The sequence below is a fragment of the Candidatus Symbiopectobacterium sp. 'North America' genome, assembly GCF_015762685.1.
In the GTDB taxonomy this organism is placed as follows: domain Bacteria; phylum Pseudomonadota; class Gammaproteobacteria; order Enterobacterales; family Enterobacteriaceae; genus Symbiopectobacterium.
Map to the genome: position 1 here is coordinate 17,577 of NZ_PEHF01000091.1, position 14,922 is coordinate 32,498.

Consider the following 14,922-nt stretch of genomic DNA (forward strand, 5'->3'; position numbering starts at 1 on the left):
CAGATAGGCGCACTGTGGTGTGCCATTTTGTGGCTGTTCCTGGCAGCCACGTTTCATCAGATATGGAAGGATAAGCGCGTGAAACACAAATTAGACGCTCTGTTGCAGCGGGCTGGCATTTTGATCAGTGAACAACAAAAAAATTCGCTAATCCAGTATGTCGAACTGCTTCACAAGTGGAACAAGGCTTATAATCTCACGTCAGTGCGCGACCCGCAGGAGATGCTGGTACGGCATATCATGGATAGTATTGTGGTTGAGCCGCATTTGCAGGGCGATTGGTTTATCGATGTGGGAACCGGGCCGGGATTACCGGGTATTCCACTGGCTATTGTACGCCCCTCAGCTTCATTCACTCTGCTAGATAGCCTGGGAAAACGTGTGCGTTTTCTACGTCAGGTTCAGCATGAACTCAAGTTGGATAATGTCTTTCCGGTGCAGTCTCGGGTCGAGGAATTCACCGCTGAACCGCCTTTCGATGGCGTTATCAGCCGTGCTTTTGCCTCTTTGCTTGATATGCTTGCGTGGTGCAAACATCTGCCTGCACCGGCAAACGGACGTTTTTATGCCCTGAAAGGGGTAGTGCCGGAAGAAGAATTAACCGCATTACCTACATCGATAGCGGTAGAGCGCATTGTACGTTTATCGGTACCTGAATTGGACGGTGAACGCCATTTGGTGATTCTTAAAGCAAACTAATTTTGCGTTTTATCAAATAAATTATAACTAATTGTATCAGAGAGACCTTTTAATCCCGAAGGGTATTATTTGAGAAAAAATGGACACCCGATCACCATTTTTTACAAAACCTGGCAGCCTTGCACACTATTTGTTTCTCTTCGAATAGTAACCTAAGAAATTAATTGCCGTTGTAGATTGCAGATGAAAAATCCAGATGTTAAAGACATAAAAAATAATGTTAATGATGTCAATACGCAGTGCACGGGATGTTTTCGGGGCGTTTTAAAAAGAGTCGTTATTTAACTATTTGAATTTAATTAAGATAAATAGCTATTTTTGCTAAAGACTTAAAAAAATCAGATCTGATATAAAGCCTATATGTCATTTTTATGTGATTGATATCACATATTATCGGGTTATTGAAAGGCTTACGGGCCGCGGTTGCCGCCTGGATTGTTAGTAAAAATAGGGCTTGAATAAGAGATTTAAATTATTGTTCACCTTTTTGCTACTTATCGATTGAATTCGCAGGCGTGAACCGTATAATTTGCTCGTTTTTTGCCGCTTGACTCGATGGAATAAAGGCAGTTTTATACGTCAGTCAGCCTCTGGAACAGGAATGAAGAGCAAAACGCATGTCTGTCTCCCTTTACAGTGTAAAACCGGCCTTTTTGGGGTTGATGCTACAGGCGGTTACGTTCGTTTTGGTCAGCGCTGTTTTTTGCCTGCGGAGCGTTGAGGTGGGGCTTCCGCTTTAGCCGGGGGACTGGCGGTGTGGCTGCCGAACGTGTGCTTTGTGCTGTTCGCCTTGCGGCATCAGGCGGGTAAGCCCATAGAGGGGCGCGTTGCCTGGTCGTTTGCTATTGGCGAAGCGTTAAAAGTATTTATCACCATCGCGTTTCTGGTGGTGGCGTTAGAGTTGTTCAAGGCGGCGTTTGTTCCCCTTGGTCTGACCTACCTGGCGGTGCTGATCATGCAGATAGTGGCGCCAGCCATCGTTAACCGTTACCGTATTAACAACAACAGGGTAAGGAACATCATGTCTGCATCTACTCCCCAAGAGTATATCGGTCATCACCTGAAACATTTACAGGTAGGTTCGGGGTTCTGGTCGATTAACGTCGATTCTATGTTTTTCTCAATCGCACTTGGGATCCTGTTTCTGGTCATTTTCCGCAAGGTTGCAAAGAACGCGACCAGCGGCGTGCCCGGTAAACTGCAAACCTTTGTGGAGATGATCATCGGTTTTGTTGATGGCAACGTGCGTGACATGTTCCATGGCAAAAGCAAACTTATTGCCCCTTTGGCGCTGACCATTTTCGTTTGGGTGTTCCTGATGAACGCCATGGATCTGTTGCCGATCGATCTTCTGCCCTTTATCGGCGAGCATTGGATTGGATTGCCTTATCTGCGCGTAGTACCAACGGCGGATGTCAACATCACACTGTCAATGGCGTTGGGCGTGTTTATCCTGGTGCTGTTCTACAGAATCAAAATGAAAGGCGTTGGCGGTTTTGTTAAAGAACTGACCATGCAACCTTTCAACCATCCGGTCTTTATTCCCATCAACCTGATTCTTGAAGGTGTCAGCCTGCTGTCCAAACCGGTTTCACTCGGCTTGCGACTGTTTGGCAACATGTATGCGGGTGAGTTGATCTTCATCCTGATTGCCGGTTTGCTGCCGTGGTGGTCGCAATGGTTGTTGAATGTGCCTTGGGCAATATTCCACATCCTGATCATTACGCTTCAGGCCTTTATTTTCATGGTTCTGACGGTTGTTTATCTCTCGATGGCATCTGAAGAGCATTGATTTTTCTTTCAACACAATAACGTTCTAACTGAAACAAACTGGAGACTGTCATGGAAAACCTGAGTGTGGATCTGCTGTACATGGCTGCCGCGTTGATGATGGGTCTGGCGGCGATCGGTGCTGCGATCGGTATCGGCATTCTGGGTGGTAAATTCTTGGAAGGCGCGGCTCGCCAGCCTGACCTGATTCCTCTGCTGCGTACACAGTTCTTTATCGTTATGGGTCTGGTTGACGCCATTCCGATGATTGCTGTTGGTCTGGGCCTGTATGTGATGTTTGCGGTCGCCTAACCCGGTAACACCGGTTAGGTATTTAACATCAATTATTTAACTTAAAAGAGGCATTGTGCTGTGAATATTAATGCAACAATCCTCGGCCAAGCCATTGCGTTCGTCCTGTTTGTCTGGTTTTGCATGAAGTTTGTATGGCCGCCGTTAATAGCTGCCATCGAGAAGCGTCAGAAAGAGATTGCTGACGGTTTGGCTTCTGCGGAACGTGCCAAAAAAGATTTGAACTTAGCTCAGGCCAATGCCACCGATCAGCTGAAAAAAGCCAAAGCGGAAGCTCAGGTGATCGTCGAGCAAGCCAATAAATGTCGTGCTCAGATCCTGGATGAGGCCAAAGCGGAAGCAGAAGCTGAACGTAGCAAAATCGTGGCGCAGGCGCAGGCTGAAATTGAAGCCGAACGTAAACGTACTCGTGAAGAGCTGCGTAAACAGGTTGCCATGCTGGCGATTACCGGTGCCGAGAAGATTATTGAACGTTCCGTGGATGAAGCTGCTAACAGCGACATCGTTGATAAACTGGTCGCTGAACTGTAAGGAGGGAGGGGCCGATGTCTGAATTTGTCACGGTAGCTCGCCCCTACGCCAAAGCAGCTTTTGACTTTGCGGTTGAACATCAGGCCGTTGAACGCTGGCAGAACATGCTGGCGTTTGCCGCTCTGCTGTCCGGTGCTATGGCACCGAATCTGCTGGCGAGCACTTTCATTGACGTGTGTGGCGATCAGCTGGATGAGTCCGGCCAGAACCTGATTAAGGTGATGGCGGAAAATGGGCGTTTACTGGTGCTTCCTGAAGTTCTGGAACAGTTTGCGCAACTCCGCGCCGCGCAGGAGTCGACGGTTGACGTCGAAGTCACCTCCGCGAGTGCACTGAGTGAACCGCAGCTGGACAAGATTACTTCCGCCATGGAAAAACGCCTGTCACGCAAAGTGAAGCTGAATTGCAAAATTGATAAGTCTGTTGTCGCAGGCGTGGTGATCTGCGCGGGCGATATGGTGATAGATGGCAGCATTCGCGGCCGTCTGGAACGCCTAGCAGACGTCTTGCAGTCTTAAGGGGACTGGAGCATGCAACTGAATTCTACCGAAATCAGCGAACTGATCAAGCAGCGCATTGCTCAGTTCAATGTGGTGAGCGAAGCTCACAATGAAGGTACTATTGTTTCCGTCAGTGACGGGATCATTCGCGTACACGGCATGGCCGATGTGATGCAGGGGGAGATGATCTCCCTGCCCGGCAACCGTTACGCTATCGCCCTGAACCTGGAGCGCGACTCTGTTGGTGCGGTGGTGATGGGTCCGTACTCTAACCTCGCCGAAGGCATGAAGGTCAAGTGTACCGGCCGTATTCTGGAAGTGCCGGTTGGCCGTGGCCTGCTGGGCCGCGTGGTGAACACCCTGGGTGCACCTATCGACGGCAAAGGCCCGGTTGAGAACGACGGGTTCTCTCCGGTAGAAGCGATCGCACCGGGCGTTATCGAACGTCAATCTGTTGATCAGCCGGTACAGACGGGCTACAAGTCCGTTGACGCCATGATCCCGATTGGTCGTGGTCAGCGTGAATTGATCATCGGCGACCGTCAGACGGGTAAAACCGCACTGGCTATCGACGCCATCATCAATCAGCGTGATTCCGGCATCAAGTGCGTGTACGTTGCCATCGGCCAGAAAGCTTCCACTATCTCCAACGTGGTGCGTAAACTGGAAGAGCACGGCGCATTGGCCAACACCATTGTTGTGGTCGCAACGGCGTCTGAATCTGCCGCACTGCAATATCTGGCTCCGTATGCCGGTTGTGCGATGGGTGAATACTTCCGTGACCGCGGTGAAAATGCACTGATCATTTACGATGACTTGTCCAAACAGGCCGTCGCTTATCGTCAGATTTCCCTGCTGCTCCGTCGTCCGCCAGGTCGTGAAGCTTACCCTGGTGACGTTTTCTACCTCCACTCCCGTTTGTTGGAGCGCGCGGCACGCGTTAACGCCGATTACATAGAAGCGTTTACCAAGGGTGAAGTTAAAGGGAAAACCGGTTCATTGACGGCGCTGCCGATCATCGAAACTCAGGCAGGTGACGTTTCCGCGTTCGTTCCGACCAACGTAATCTCGATTACCGATGGTCAGATCTTCCTGGAATCGAACCTGTTCAACGCCGGTATCCGTCCTGCAGTTAACCCAGGGATTTCCGTATCCCGCGTGGGTGGTGCAGCGCAGACCAAGATCATGAAGAAACTGTCCGGTGGTATTCGTACCGCTCTGGCGCAGTATCGTGAATTGGCGGCGTTCTCCCAGTTCGCTTCGGATTTGGATGATGTAACGCGTAAGCAGCTGAATCATGGTCAGAAAGTAACTGAACTGCTGAAGCAGAAACAGTATGCGCCGATGTCGGTTGCGCAGCAGTCTCTGGTGCTGTTCGCCGCTGAACGTGGCTATCTGGCTGATGTTGAACTGGCGAAAGTAGACAGCTTCGAAGCGGCGCTGTTGGCGTATGCCGACCGCGAACACGGCGATCTTCTGCAACAAATCGACCAGACTGGTGTTTATAACGATGAGATCGAGGGTAAGTTCAAAACTATCCTTGATACCTTCAAGGCAACCCAGTCCTGGTAACGCCCGTAGGCCTGCCTGATGGCAGGCCTACGGGCATTGAGGAGATGCAAAGATGGCCGGCGCAAAAGAGATACGTAGTAAGATCGCAAGCGTCCAGAACACGCAGAAGATCACTAAAGCGATGGAAATGGTCGCCGCTTCCAAAATGCGTAAATCGCAGGATCGTATGGCGGCCAGCCGTCCTTATGCAGAGACCATCCGCACGGTGATTGGGCACCTGGCGTTAGGGAATCTGGAATATAAACATCCGTACCTGGAAGAGCGTGACGTTAAGCGCGTCGGGTATTTGGTGGTGTCCACGGACCGTGGCCTGTGCGGTGGCTTGAACATTAACCTGTTCAAAAAATTGCTGGCAGACATGAAAGCCTGGAGCGATAAAGGCGTACAGAGCGATCTGGCGATGATCGGTTCCAAAGGGGTTTCGTTCTTCGGTTCTGTGGTCGGTAACGTTGTTGCTCAGGTTACCAGCATGGGGGATAACCCTAGCCTGTCCGTACTGATCGGGCCGGTAAAAGTGATGCTGCAAGCCTATGACGAAGGTCGTCTGGACAAGCTGTACATTGTGAGTAACAAGTTCATCAATACCATGTCTCAGGAACCCCAAGTGGTTCAGCTTCTGCCTCTGCCGCCTGCGGACGATGGCGAACTGAAGAAGAAATCCTGGGATTACCTGTATGAACCCGATCCTAAGTCGCTGCTGGATACCCTGTTGCGCCGCTATGTGGAGTCTCAGGTTTATCAGGGCGTCGTAGAAAACCTGGCCAGTGAACAGGCCGCTCGTATGGTTGCGATGAAAGCCGCAGCGGATAACGGCGATAGCCTGATCAAAGAGTTGCAGTTGGTTTACAACAAGGCTCGTCAGGCCAGCATCACGCAGGAACTCACCGAGATCGTATCGGGAGCCTCCACGGTTTAAACCAGGTTTACGAATTAGGTATTGTCGAATTACGTAGAGGATTCAAGATGGCAACTGGAAAGATCATCCAGGTAATCGGCGCCGTGGTCGACGTCGAGTTCCCGCAAGATGCCGTACCTAACGTGTACGATGCGCTTGAGGTTGAAAACGGTGCTGAAAAACTGGTGCTGGAAACGCAGCAACAGTTGGGCGGCGGCGTTGTTCGTTGTATTGCAATGGGTTCTTCTGACGGTTTGCGTCGCGGGCTGAAAGTGACCAGCCTGGGTCATCCGATCGAAGTCCCGGTAGGTAAAGCCACGCTGGGCCGTATCATGAACGTACTGGGCGAACCGGTCGACATGAAAGGCGAGATCGGCGAAGAAGAGCGTTGGGCGATTCACCGCCAGGCGCCGAGCTACGAAGAGCTCTCCAACTCCCAGGAACTGCTGGAAACGGGTATCAAGGTTATCGACCTGATGTGTCCGTTCGCCAAGGGCGGTAAAGTGGGCCTGTTCGGTGGTGCTGGTGTAGGTAAAACGGTAAACATGATGGAGCTGATCCGTAACATCGCGATCGAGCACTCCGGTTACTCCGTATTTGCCGGTGTAGGGGAACGTACCCGTGAAGGTAACGACTTCTACCACGAAATGACCGACTCCAACGTTATCGACAAAGTATCACTGGTCTACGGCCAGATGAACGAGCCGCCAGGCAACCGTCTGCGCGTAGCTCTGACTGGCCTGACCATGGCGGAAAAATTCCGTGATGAAGGCCGTGACGTATTGCTGTTCGTCGATAACATCTACCGTTATACCCTGGCCGGTACGGAAGTATCCGCACTGCTGGGTCGTATGCCTTCAGCGGTAGGTTATCAGCCGACGCTGGCGGAAGATATGGGCGTGCTGCAAGAACGTATCACCTCCACCAAAACCGGTTCTATCACGTCTGTTCAGGCCGTATACGTCCCTGCGGATGACTTGACTGACCCGTCGCCAGCCACCACCTTCGCCCACTTGGATGCGACCGTGGTACTGAGCCGTCAAATCGCGTCTCTGGGTATCTACCCGGCTGTTAACCCGCTGGATTCCACCAGCCGTCAATTGGATCCGCTGGTGGTTGGTCAGGAACACTACGACGTTGCGCGTGGCGTGCAGTCCATTCTGCAACGCTATCAGGAACTGAAGGATATCATCGCGATCCTGGGTATGGACGAGCTGTCTGAAGAAGACAAACTGGTCGTTGTCCGTGCGCGTAAAATCCAGCGCTTCCTGTCGCAGCCGTTCTTCGTGGCAGAAGTATTTACCGGTTCTCCGGGCAAATACGTGTCACTGAAAGACACCATCCGCGGCTTTAAAGGCATCATGGACGGTGAATACGACCATCTGCCGGAGCAGGCGTTCTACATGGTTGGCTCCATTGACGAAGCAGTGGAAAAAGCCAAGAAACTGTAACGTCTGTTAGGAGGTTGATATGGCTATGACTTACCATCTGGATGTCGTTAGCGCAGAACAGGAAATGTTCTCCGGCCTGGTGCAAAAGATCCAGGTGACGGGGAGTGAGGGCGAACTGGGTATCTACCCTGGCCACGCCCCGCTGCTCACTGCCATTAAACCTGGTATGGTGCGTATCGTTAAGCAACACGGCGAAGAAAAGTATATCTATCTATCAGGCGGCGTTCTTGAGGTGCAACCGAACTCCGTGACCGTGCTGTCCGATACCGCCATCCGTGGGCAGGACCTTGATGAAGCGCGCGCGCTGGAATCCAAGCGTAAAGCGGAAGATCACATTCGCAATTCGCATGGAGATGTGGATTTCGCACAGGCTTCCGCAGAATTGTCGAAAGCGATTGCGAAGCTGCGTGTTATTGAGCTGACGAAAAAAGTGATGTAACTTGCTCAGTTAAAAAGGCCGATCGATAGATCGGCCTTTTTTTATAGACAAAAAACGGCGGGGTTATCCCCGCCGCTTATCCGGACTTTTTTCAGTCAATCATTTCTTCTTGAGGAAATCACCCAGTACCAGGTTGCCTTTCGCATCGCGTGCGAAGGTTTCCGGCACTTTGACGGAGACAAAGTTCTTCACGGTGATCTCTTTTCCCTGAGCGTTAACAGAGCGACCGTCTTTGATAAAGAAGTTGCTGTTGTCCACGTTACCCACCACGGCGTCGTCGTACTTGCCTTCTTGAGTTTTCAGGGACACGTTATTTTTAAACACGCCTTGTTTTTCCGGGCCAGAGTAAGGACTTGGACGGAAAATAAAGTTGAAGCGTTGGTTATCCAGCGCCGTGTTGTTTTCTACCACCAGCGCGCCGGGGTTGACGTTATCAGTAAAACCATCCAGTTGGTTGCCAACAGCGATGCTGTTTTTCACTTTGTGCGCAACTGGCTGACCTTCGCCGCCCATTTTGAAACCGTTGCTGGTGTTGTTAATGGCAATTGAATTCTCGATCACCACAACGCCGTTAGCGCCGTCTTCAATCTTGTTGAATAGGTCAAAACCATCGTCGATGTTGTTGTGAGAGAACGCACCGCGAATCACGTTGCCTTCACCCACGCGCATTTTCACCGCAAAACCGTCGGCGTTGATTTTGCCTGGATCCTGGTTGCTGTGTGATTCCGAGTTCAGAATCAGGTTGTGGCTTGCCCACAGCGGACGGCCTACGTCACCGGAAGAAGAAACCTGAATCCCTGTGTCGTCACAGTGGTGCGCCAGTACTTGTTCGATGGTGTTGTAGCTGCCTTCGATACGGAACGGCTTCTCAGTGATTTCGACGCCTTTCACATGCCAATGGCTGGCATTCAGTTGCAGGCCGTGAATCACTGCTTTTTTGTCCTGAGCGAACAGTTTTTTCGGTGCTTTCTGGCTACCGCTGGCGCTGACGGGAATGGAAGAAGCACTGTAATCGCCGTCTGCTAGCCATAAGGTTGCTCCTGCTGGCAATACGTTAATAGCGGTTGCGAAATCTAACGGGGCAGTTTTGCTGCTATCGTTGCTTGCCTGACCTTGCGCAGAAACATAGACATTTTTGGCATCGGCCAGTTTGACTTTCTTTACGCTGAACGTTGCTTCTTTCGCTGTTTTATCATCGCCTTCTGTTGGCAGATAAACGATTTTGAAGTCACTGCCTGCGCTCAGCTTGGCAGGAACGCTGAGCGTCTCACCGGCTTTAAAGGTATGTGCTGCGCCCAGCGCTTTATCGCCCTGAGTGATGGTGACGGTACCAGCATAGTTGGCACGTAGTTGCACGTCATAGTTATCGCTCGTGCTCTTGGTCGAGGACATCACCTGCAATACCGGGGCAAATGCGGAAAATTTGAATTCCGGAGACGCTTTGGTTTGTGCCGGAGACGTAGTCAACTGCGCATCACTGACAGTGATTTTGGCGTTACGTGATGCGAAGAAGCCCACATAGTAATGATCTTTATCCAGTTTGGTGACGAGGTCCGCCCCTTTCACGTCTTTGCTTACCCAGTTGTCGCTGTCTTTGGGCGCATAGGATGTCACAAAACCGTCATTGGTACGTTCCACCTTCATACGGAAAGAAGGGGTCTGTTCCAGGTTAATTTTTTCCTGAATATTGGTCTTGATGATCTTGGCACCCGCGTTAACCCACGGTTGCAGCACGCCGTTACGCACTATGGCTTGCAACCGGACTTCCGTATGGGATTTCTTATCCTGCGTCATGATGGCATTCATCACCATATTGTAGGCAGCAGGGAACTCCTCATAGCCTTCCTTCAACGGATTTTGACGCGGTGCCCCAATAATGTCGCGCACCAGAATCCCAGCCCCTTCCTGTGCGGCCGGTTTAGCGCCATTTTCGGGGCCAAACTGATCGACGGTCACGGTGGCTTGCAAGGTAAAGTTCACATTGGCAGGCAGCGTAGTGTAGAAGAAGGTTAGTCCATCGTGCGTGTTGGCGATTTTACCGCCGCGGCTCTCGATAGTGATCGGCTCTGAGAGGTCGGCCTTATCGTCAACCGTCAGTTTTTTGCCGTTGATGGTGACATCGTTAACGCCAACTTTTTCCGGCAGAACGTTGGAGGAGAAGTTAACGTCGATCGATTGGCCGAAGGCGATGCTGTGGCATACCGGAGCGGGTTGTTCAGTTGCGTGTGCAGTCATGCTAAGGAACAGAAAGGACGGCGCCAGGGCTACCGTGGCAAGCTGTAAAGCACTGAGTTCCATTGTATCCCCTTGGGTATTGTTTATTGAGTTGTGGGGCTATGATGACATAAATGAAACGATGTTTCTTTTATGTTTGTCACAAATGGAAACATATAAAACAAAAGTCTTTTTTTCATGAAATAGGAATTCACTATCCGCCGTCGCGTTTTAGCCATTTTTCGGAAAAGATGAATTAAAAAAACCACCAGTGAGGTTTAGATTTGGGTACACTTTCTTTTTCCTCGCCACGCGCGGCATTGTGGTATTTTTCGTTGAAAAATATGTAGTAATCCGCAGCGATAACGGGTTTACTTTCATCCAATTGAATCCGTGGGTTATCAATTCGTTTCATCAGGGTGGTGCATGTCTAACAGTGTCATAAGCGTGGTTATCCTTGCCGCTGGCAAAGGAACACGTATGTATTCCGATCTTCCAAAAGTACTTCATCCGCTCGCTGGCAAGCCGATTGTTCAGCATGTGATTGATGCGGCTATGGAAACGGGTGCCAAACAGGTGCATTTGGTCTACGGACACGGTGGCGATTTACTGAAAGACAGGTTAACCAACCCGGATTTGAATTGGGTTCTGCAAGCGGAGCAACTCGGCACCGGGCACGCCATGCAGCAGGCGGCGCCGTTTTTTGCTGATGATGAAGATATTCTGATGCTGTACGGTGATGTTCCTTTGATATCACCCGCCACGCTGGCGCGCTTGCTGGCGGATAAGCCACAGGGCGGCATTGCGCTTCTGACGGTGAAACTGGACGACCCCACCGGTTATGGCCGCATTGTGCGCGATGAGAACGGGTCTGTGGTCGGGATTGTCGAGCACAAGGACGCGACGGAACAGCAGCGTCAGATTAACGAAATCAACACCGGCATTCTGGCAGCAAACGGTCAGGATCTGAAACGCTGGCTGAGCCAGTTAAACAATAACAACGCGCAAGGCGAGTATTACATCACCGACATTATCGCTATGGCCGCTTCAGAAGGCCGCCGTGTTGAAGCTGTACATCCTGATAATCTGAGCGAAGTGGAAGGGGTTAATAACCGCCTGCAACTGGCGACGCTGGAGCGTGTCTATCAGCGGGAACAGGCCAATAAACTGCTGCTGGCGGGCGTCATGTTTTTCGATCCCTCTCGTTTTGATCTGCGTGGGACATTGACGCACGGACGTGATGTGAGTATTGATGCTAATGTGATCATTGAAGGCCAGGTCTCATTAGGGAATCGGGTTGAGATTGGTGCAGGCTGTATCATCAAAGACAGCGTGATCGGTGATGATTGTGTCCTCAGCCCGTACACCGTGTTAGAAAATGCGGTTCTGGACGCTGAGTGTACGGTAGGGCCCTTTGCGCGCCTGCGACCGGGGGCCGAGCTGGCACAGGGTGCACACGTTGGCAATTTTGTTGAGTTGAAAAAGGCGCGCTTGGGTAAAGGTTCCAAAGCAGGCCATTTGACCTATCTTGGCGATGCGGAAATTGGTGATGATGTGAATATTGGTGCAGGCACCATCACCTGTAACTATGACGGTGCCAACAAGCACAAAACCGTGATTGGAGATCGGGTGTTTGTCGGTTCTGACAGTCAACTGGTGGCTCCTGTGACCGTAGCCAGTGGCGTGACCATCGGTGCTGGCACCACGGTAACGCGCGATGTGGAAGAGAATGCGCTGGTGATAAGCCGGGTAAAACAGCGTCATATTTCAGGTTGGGCGCGGCCCGTTAAGAAAAAATAAGTGATCTCGCCTCCCATTTCGTGGAGGCAGTTTTGCATAGTGTTTTAGGCTAAAGCACTCCGCAAAACATAATAATCCCTCACTCTCTACAAGGCTCAGGGACGCCGGAAAAACCGGCACGATCAGGTCTAAGACGTCGAAAGTGACACAATATGTCACGCGTATAGGAATACACATCCATGTGTGGAATTGTAGGCGCAGTTGCGCAACGCGATATTTCTGAAATTCTGTTAGAAGGGCTTCGCCGCCTTGAGTACCGTGGTTATGACTCTGCGGGGTTGGCGGTGGTTGACGCAGAGGGGCTCGTTGTCCGAGTACGTCGGTTGGGTAAGGTACAGATGCTGGCGCAAGCGGTGGAAGAGCATCCGCTGGCGGGCGGTACGGGCATTGCTCATACCCGTTGGGCAACGCACGGTGAGCCGTCAGAAGAGAATGCGCACCCGCACGTCTCCGGCCCTATTATCATCGTTCACAACGGCATTATTGAAAACCACGAACCGCTGCGTGAAACGCTGATCGGGCGCGGCTATCGCTTTGTTTCTGAAACCGATACAGAAGTGGTTGCACACCTGGTGCATTGGGAACAGCAACAGACCGGCGGCGCGCTGGTTGACGTGGTCAAACGCGTGATCCCTCAACTGCGTGGCGCTTACGGCATGGTGGTGATGGACAGCCGCGATCCGAGCGTGCTGGTGGCTGCCCGTTCCGGTAGTCCGCTGGTGATTGGTCGTGGTGTCGGTGAAAACTTCCTCGCGTCTGACCAACTGGCTCTGCTGCCGATTACCCGCCGCTTTATGTTCCTCGAAGAGGGCGACGTGGCTGAAGTGACGCACCGCACTGTGCGTATTTTCAACCGCGCGGGCGAACTGGTTGAGCGCGAAGAGATTGAGTCCAAAGTTAACTATGACGCCGGCGACAAGGGCGCTTACCGCCATTACATGCAGAAAGAGATTTACGAACAGCCGATGGCGATCAAAAACACCCTGGAAGGGCGTTTTAACCACGGTGAAGTGAATCTGTCTGAACTGGGTCCGAAGGCGGATGAATTGCTGGCTAAAGTGCAGCATATTCAGATTATTGCCTGCGGCACGTCCTACAACTCAGGCATGGTTTCCCGTTACTGGTTTGAAGCATTGGCGGGTGTGCCTTGTGATGTGGAAATTTCCTCTGAATTCCGCTACCGCAAACCGGCAGTGCGCGCCAATAGCCTGATGATCACTCTCTCTCAGTCCGGTGAAACGGCGGATACGCTGGCAGCGCTGCGTTTGTCCAAAGAGCTGGGGTATCTGGGATCGCTGGCCATTTGTAACGTGGCGGGATCTTCGCTGGTCCGTGAATCCTATTTGGCGCTGATGACCAAAGCCGGTACGGAAATCGGCGTGGCGTCTACTAAGGCGTTTACCACCCAGTTAACGGTGCTGCTGATGCTGGTGGCGCGTATTGGCCGTCTGCGCGGTATGGATGCCCAGATAGAGCACGATATCGTCCACGGCCTGCAAGCGCTACCTGCGCGTATTGAGCAGATGCTGTCGCAGGACAAGCTGATTGAGTCTCTGGCAGAAGGTTTCTCTGATAAGCACCATGCGCTGTTCCTGGGGCGCGGCGATCAGTACCCTATCGCAATGGAAGGGGCGCTGAAGCTTAAAGAGATCTCCTACATCCATGCAGAAGCCTACGCGGCGGGTGAGTTGAAGCACGGCCCGCTGGCGCTGATTGATGCGGATATGCCTGTGGTGGTGGTTGCGCCCAACAATGGGCTGTTGGAAAAACTGAAATCCAACATCGAAGAAGTGCGCGCGCGCGGCGGTGAGCTGTATGTGTTTGCCGACGAAGAAGCGGGCTTTACCAGCAGCGAAAACATGCGCATCATTCTGCTGCCTCATGTGGAAGAGGTGATTGCCCCAATCTTCTACACCGTGCCGTTGCAGTTGCTCTCCTACCACGTAGCTCTGATCAAAGGCACTGACGTTGACCAACCGCGTAACCTAGCGAAATCGGTGACGGTAGAGTAACTGCCGTTATACTGCGCTGCATAACAGGACCTGCCCTATATGCGCAGGTTTTTTTATGTGATAAGCGTTCAACGTCGCGCCAAAGCCAACAACATCCCCAATCCCATCAATACGCCGCCAAAGGTTCTGTCGATCCAATGACGCACGTCGAGCAGTCGTTCACGGATCGCGCCGGAAGAGAAGAACAGGGCGACCAGACAAAACCATGAGATGTGCGCTACCGAGATAAAAATACCGTAACCGATTTGCACCGCCAATGGCGTCTGTGGGCTTACTACCTGCATAAACAGGCTGACGATGAATACCGTTGCTTTGGGATTTAACGCATTGGTGAGAAAGCCGGTCCGTAGCGCTATCCAATCAGAGACGGAGGCGATACCGGTATCGGGCTGGGCGCTGGCGGGTTTGGCTCGAACCATTTTCACTCCAAGCCAAATGAGGTATGCCGCGCCAATCAGTTTGATCATATTGAACAGCCACAGTGATTGCTGAATGATCAACCCGATGCCTATCAGGGTATAGCTCACATGGACCAGAATGCCACCACCGATCCCGACAGCTGTTAAGATTCCCGCACGGCGCGACAGCATCAGGCTATTGCGCGTCACCATGGCAAAATCAGGTCCTGGGCTAATAACGGCAAACAGTGTTATTGTGAATACAGCGAGATATTCAAACATACATAACCTTTTTTAACATCGAATTAGATATCAATATACTATGCAAA

The 14,922-nt window shown here is 51.6% G+C and carries 14 protein-coding genes and 1 pseudogene; 12 read left to right on the forward strand and 3 right to left on the reverse strand.

The annotated features are described in order from the left end of the window. Nucleotides 1-78 precede the first annotated feature (78 nt). From rsmG to CS369_RS19570, 10 genes and pseudogenes are all read left to right on the forward strand, one after another. The gene (rsmG, locus tag CS369_RS19525; protein WP_196908355.1) at nucleotides 79-699 is read left to right on the forward strand and encodes a 16S rRNA (guanine(527)-N(7))-methyltransferase RsmG; all 621 of its coding nucleotides are present in this window, start codon (nucleotides 79-81) and stop codon (nucleotides 697-699) included. A gap of 617 nt (nucleotides 700-1,316) precedes the next feature. Further along, nucleotides 1,317-1,693 (forward strand): annotated as a pseudogene (gene atpI / locus CS369_RS19530) (F0F1 ATP synthase subunit I); the annotation flags it as partial. A 27-nt stretch (nucleotides 1,694-1,720) separates the two neighbouring features. Further along, nucleotides 1,721-2,491, forward strand: coding sequence for a F0F1 ATP synthase subunit A (atpB, locus tag CS369_RS19535; protein ID WP_196908380.1), 771 nt, complete (start codon nucleotides 1,721-1,723; stop codon nucleotides 2,489-2,491). A gap of 50 nt (nucleotides 2,492-2,541) precedes the next feature. Next, nucleotides 2,542-2,781, forward strand: a complete 240-nt coding sequence (atpE, locus tag CS369_RS19540) for a F0F1 ATP synthase subunit C (RefSeq protein WP_005976545.1) — start codon at nucleotides 2,542-2,544, stop codon at nucleotides 2,779-2,781. Nucleotides 2,782-2,841: 60 nt separating this feature from the next. After that, complete coding sequence (atpF, locus tag CS369_RS19545; protein ID WP_196908356.1) at nucleotides 2,842-3,312, forward strand: F0F1 ATP synthase subunit B; 471 nt, start codon at nucleotides 2,842-2,844, stop codon at nucleotides 3,310-3,312. A gap of 14 nt (nucleotides 3,313-3,326) precedes the next feature. After that, nucleotides 3,327-3,830: a F0F1 ATP synthase subunit delta gene (gene atpH, locus CS369_RS19550; RefSeq protein ID WP_196908357.1), complete on the forward strand. Its 504-nt coding sequence runs from the start codon at nucleotides 3,327-3,329 to the stop codon at nucleotides 3,828-3,830. Nucleotides 3,831-3,842: 12 nt separating this feature from the next. Further along, nucleotides 3,843-5,384 carry a F0F1 ATP synthase subunit alpha gene (atpA, locus tag CS369_RS19555; RefSeq protein WP_196908358.1) on the forward strand — a complete coding sequence of 514 codons (1,542 nt, stop codon included), beginning with the start codon at nucleotides 3,843-3,845 and terminating at the stop codon, nucleotides 5,382-5,384. Nucleotides 5,385-5,436: 52 nt separating this feature from the next. Beyond that, nucleotides 5,437-6,300, forward strand: a complete 864-nt coding sequence (gene atpG, locus CS369_RS19560) for a F0F1 ATP synthase subunit gamma (RefSeq protein WP_196908359.1) — start codon at nucleotides 5,437-5,439, stop codon at nucleotides 6,298-6,300. A gap of 47 nt (nucleotides 6,301-6,347) precedes the next feature. After that, the gene (gene atpD, locus CS369_RS19565) at nucleotides 6,348-7,730 is read left to right on the forward strand and encodes a F0F1 ATP synthase subunit beta (RefSeq protein ID WP_196908360.1); all 1,383 of its coding nucleotides are present in this window, start codon (nucleotides 6,348-6,350) and stop codon (nucleotides 7,728-7,730) included. 19 nt (nucleotides 7,731-7,749) lie between these two features. Next, complete coding sequence (locus CS369_RS19570) at nucleotides 7,750-8,169, forward strand: F0F1 ATP synthase subunit epsilon (RefSeq protein ID WP_196908361.1); 420 nt, start codon at nucleotides 7,750-7,752, stop codon at nucleotides 8,167-8,169. 99 nt (nucleotides 8,170-8,268) lie between these two features. Here CS369_RS19570 and CS369_RS19575 read toward each other — a convergent pair whose 3' ends face one another. Together CS369_RS19575 and CS369_RS19580 are read right to left on the reverse strand one after the other, a co-directional pair. Beyond that, the gene (locus CS369_RS19575; protein ID WP_196908362.1) at nucleotides 8,269-10,467 is read right to left on the reverse strand and encodes a right-handed parallel beta-helix repeat-containing protein; all 2,199 of its coding nucleotides are present in this window, start codon (nucleotides 10,465-10,467) and stop codon (nucleotides 8,269-8,271) included. A 172-nt stretch (nucleotides 10,468-10,639) separates the two neighbouring features. Beyond that, the gene (locus tag CS369_RS19580; RefSeq protein ID WP_196908363.1) at nucleotides 10,640-10,798 is read right to left on the reverse strand and encodes a hypothetical protein; all 159 of its coding nucleotides are present in this window, start codon (nucleotides 10,796-10,798) and stop codon (nucleotides 10,640-10,642) included. Nucleotides 10,799-10,809: 11 nt separating this feature from the next. On the opposite strand from CS369_RS19580, the gene glmU reads away from it, so the two are divergent. Further along, nucleotides 10,810-12,183: a bifunctional UDP-N-acetylglucosamine diphosphorylase/glucosamine-1-phosphate N-acetyltransferase GlmU gene (glmU, locus tag CS369_RS19585; protein ID WP_196908364.1), complete on the forward strand. Its 1,374-nt coding sequence runs from the start codon at nucleotides 10,810-10,812 to the stop codon at nucleotides 12,181-12,183. A gap of 179 nt (nucleotides 12,184-12,362) precedes the next feature. Next, nucleotides 12,363-14,195 carry a glutamine--fructose-6-phosphate transaminase (isomerizing) gene (gene glmS, locus CS369_RS19590; protein WP_196908365.1) on the forward strand — a complete coding sequence of 611 codons (1,833 nt, stop codon included), beginning with the start codon at nucleotides 12,363-12,365 and terminating at the stop codon, nucleotides 14,193-14,195. Nucleotides 14,196-14,263: 68 nt separating this feature from the next. Here glmS and CS369_RS19595 read toward each other — a convergent pair whose 3' ends face one another. Then, the gene (locus CS369_RS19595; protein WP_196908366.1) at nucleotides 14,264-14,875 is read right to left on the reverse strand and encodes a LysE family translocator; all 612 of its coding nucleotides are present in this window, start codon (nucleotides 14,873-14,875) and stop codon (nucleotides 14,264-14,266) included. Nucleotides 14,876-14,922: the final 47 nt, after the last annotated feature.

Coding starts and splice junctions, on each gene's coding strand:
- atpB (WP_196908380.1), top strand. CDS start 1,721: ATGTCTGCATCTACTCCCCAAGAGTATATCGGTCATCACCTGAAACAT.
- atpE (WP_005976545.1), top strand. CDS start 2,542: ATGGAAAACCTGAGTGTGGATCTGCTGTACATGGCTGCCGCGTTGATG.
- atpH (WP_196908357.1), top strand. CDS start 3,327: ATGTCTGAATTTGTCACGGTAGCTCGCCCCTACGCCAAAGCAGCTTTT.
- atpA (WP_196908358.1), top strand. CDS start 3,843: ATGCAACTGAATTCTACCGAAATCAGCGAACTGATCAAGCAGCGCATT.
- atpG (WP_196908359.1), top strand. CDS start 5,437: ATGGCCGGCGCAAAAGAGATACGTAGTAAGATCGCAAGCGTCCAGAAC.
- atpD (WP_196908360.1), top strand. CDS start 6,348: ATGGCAACTGGAAAGATCATCCAGGTAATCGGCGCCGTGGTCGACGTC.
- CS369_RS19570 (WP_196908361.1), top strand. CDS start 7,750: ATGGCTATGACTTACCATCTGGATGTCGTTAGCGCAGAACAGGAAATG.
- CS369_RS19575 (WP_196908362.1), bottom strand. CDS start 10,467: ATGGAACTCAGTGCTTTACAGCTTGCCACGGTAGCCCTGGCGCCGTCC.
- CS369_RS19580 (WP_196908363.1), bottom strand. CDS start 10,798: ATGAAACGAATTGATAACCCACGGATTCAATTGGATGAAAGTAAACCC.
- glmU (WP_196908364.1), top strand. CDS start 10,810: ATGTCTAACAGTGTCATAAGCGTGGTTATCCTTGCCGCTGGCAAAGGA.
- glmS (WP_196908365.1), top strand. CDS start 12,363: ATGTGTGGAATTGTAGGCGCAGTTGCGCAACGCGATATTTCTGAAATT.
- CS369_RS19595 (WP_196908366.1), bottom strand. CDS start 14,875: ATGTTTGAATATCTCGCTGTATTCACAATAACACTGTTTGCCGTTATT.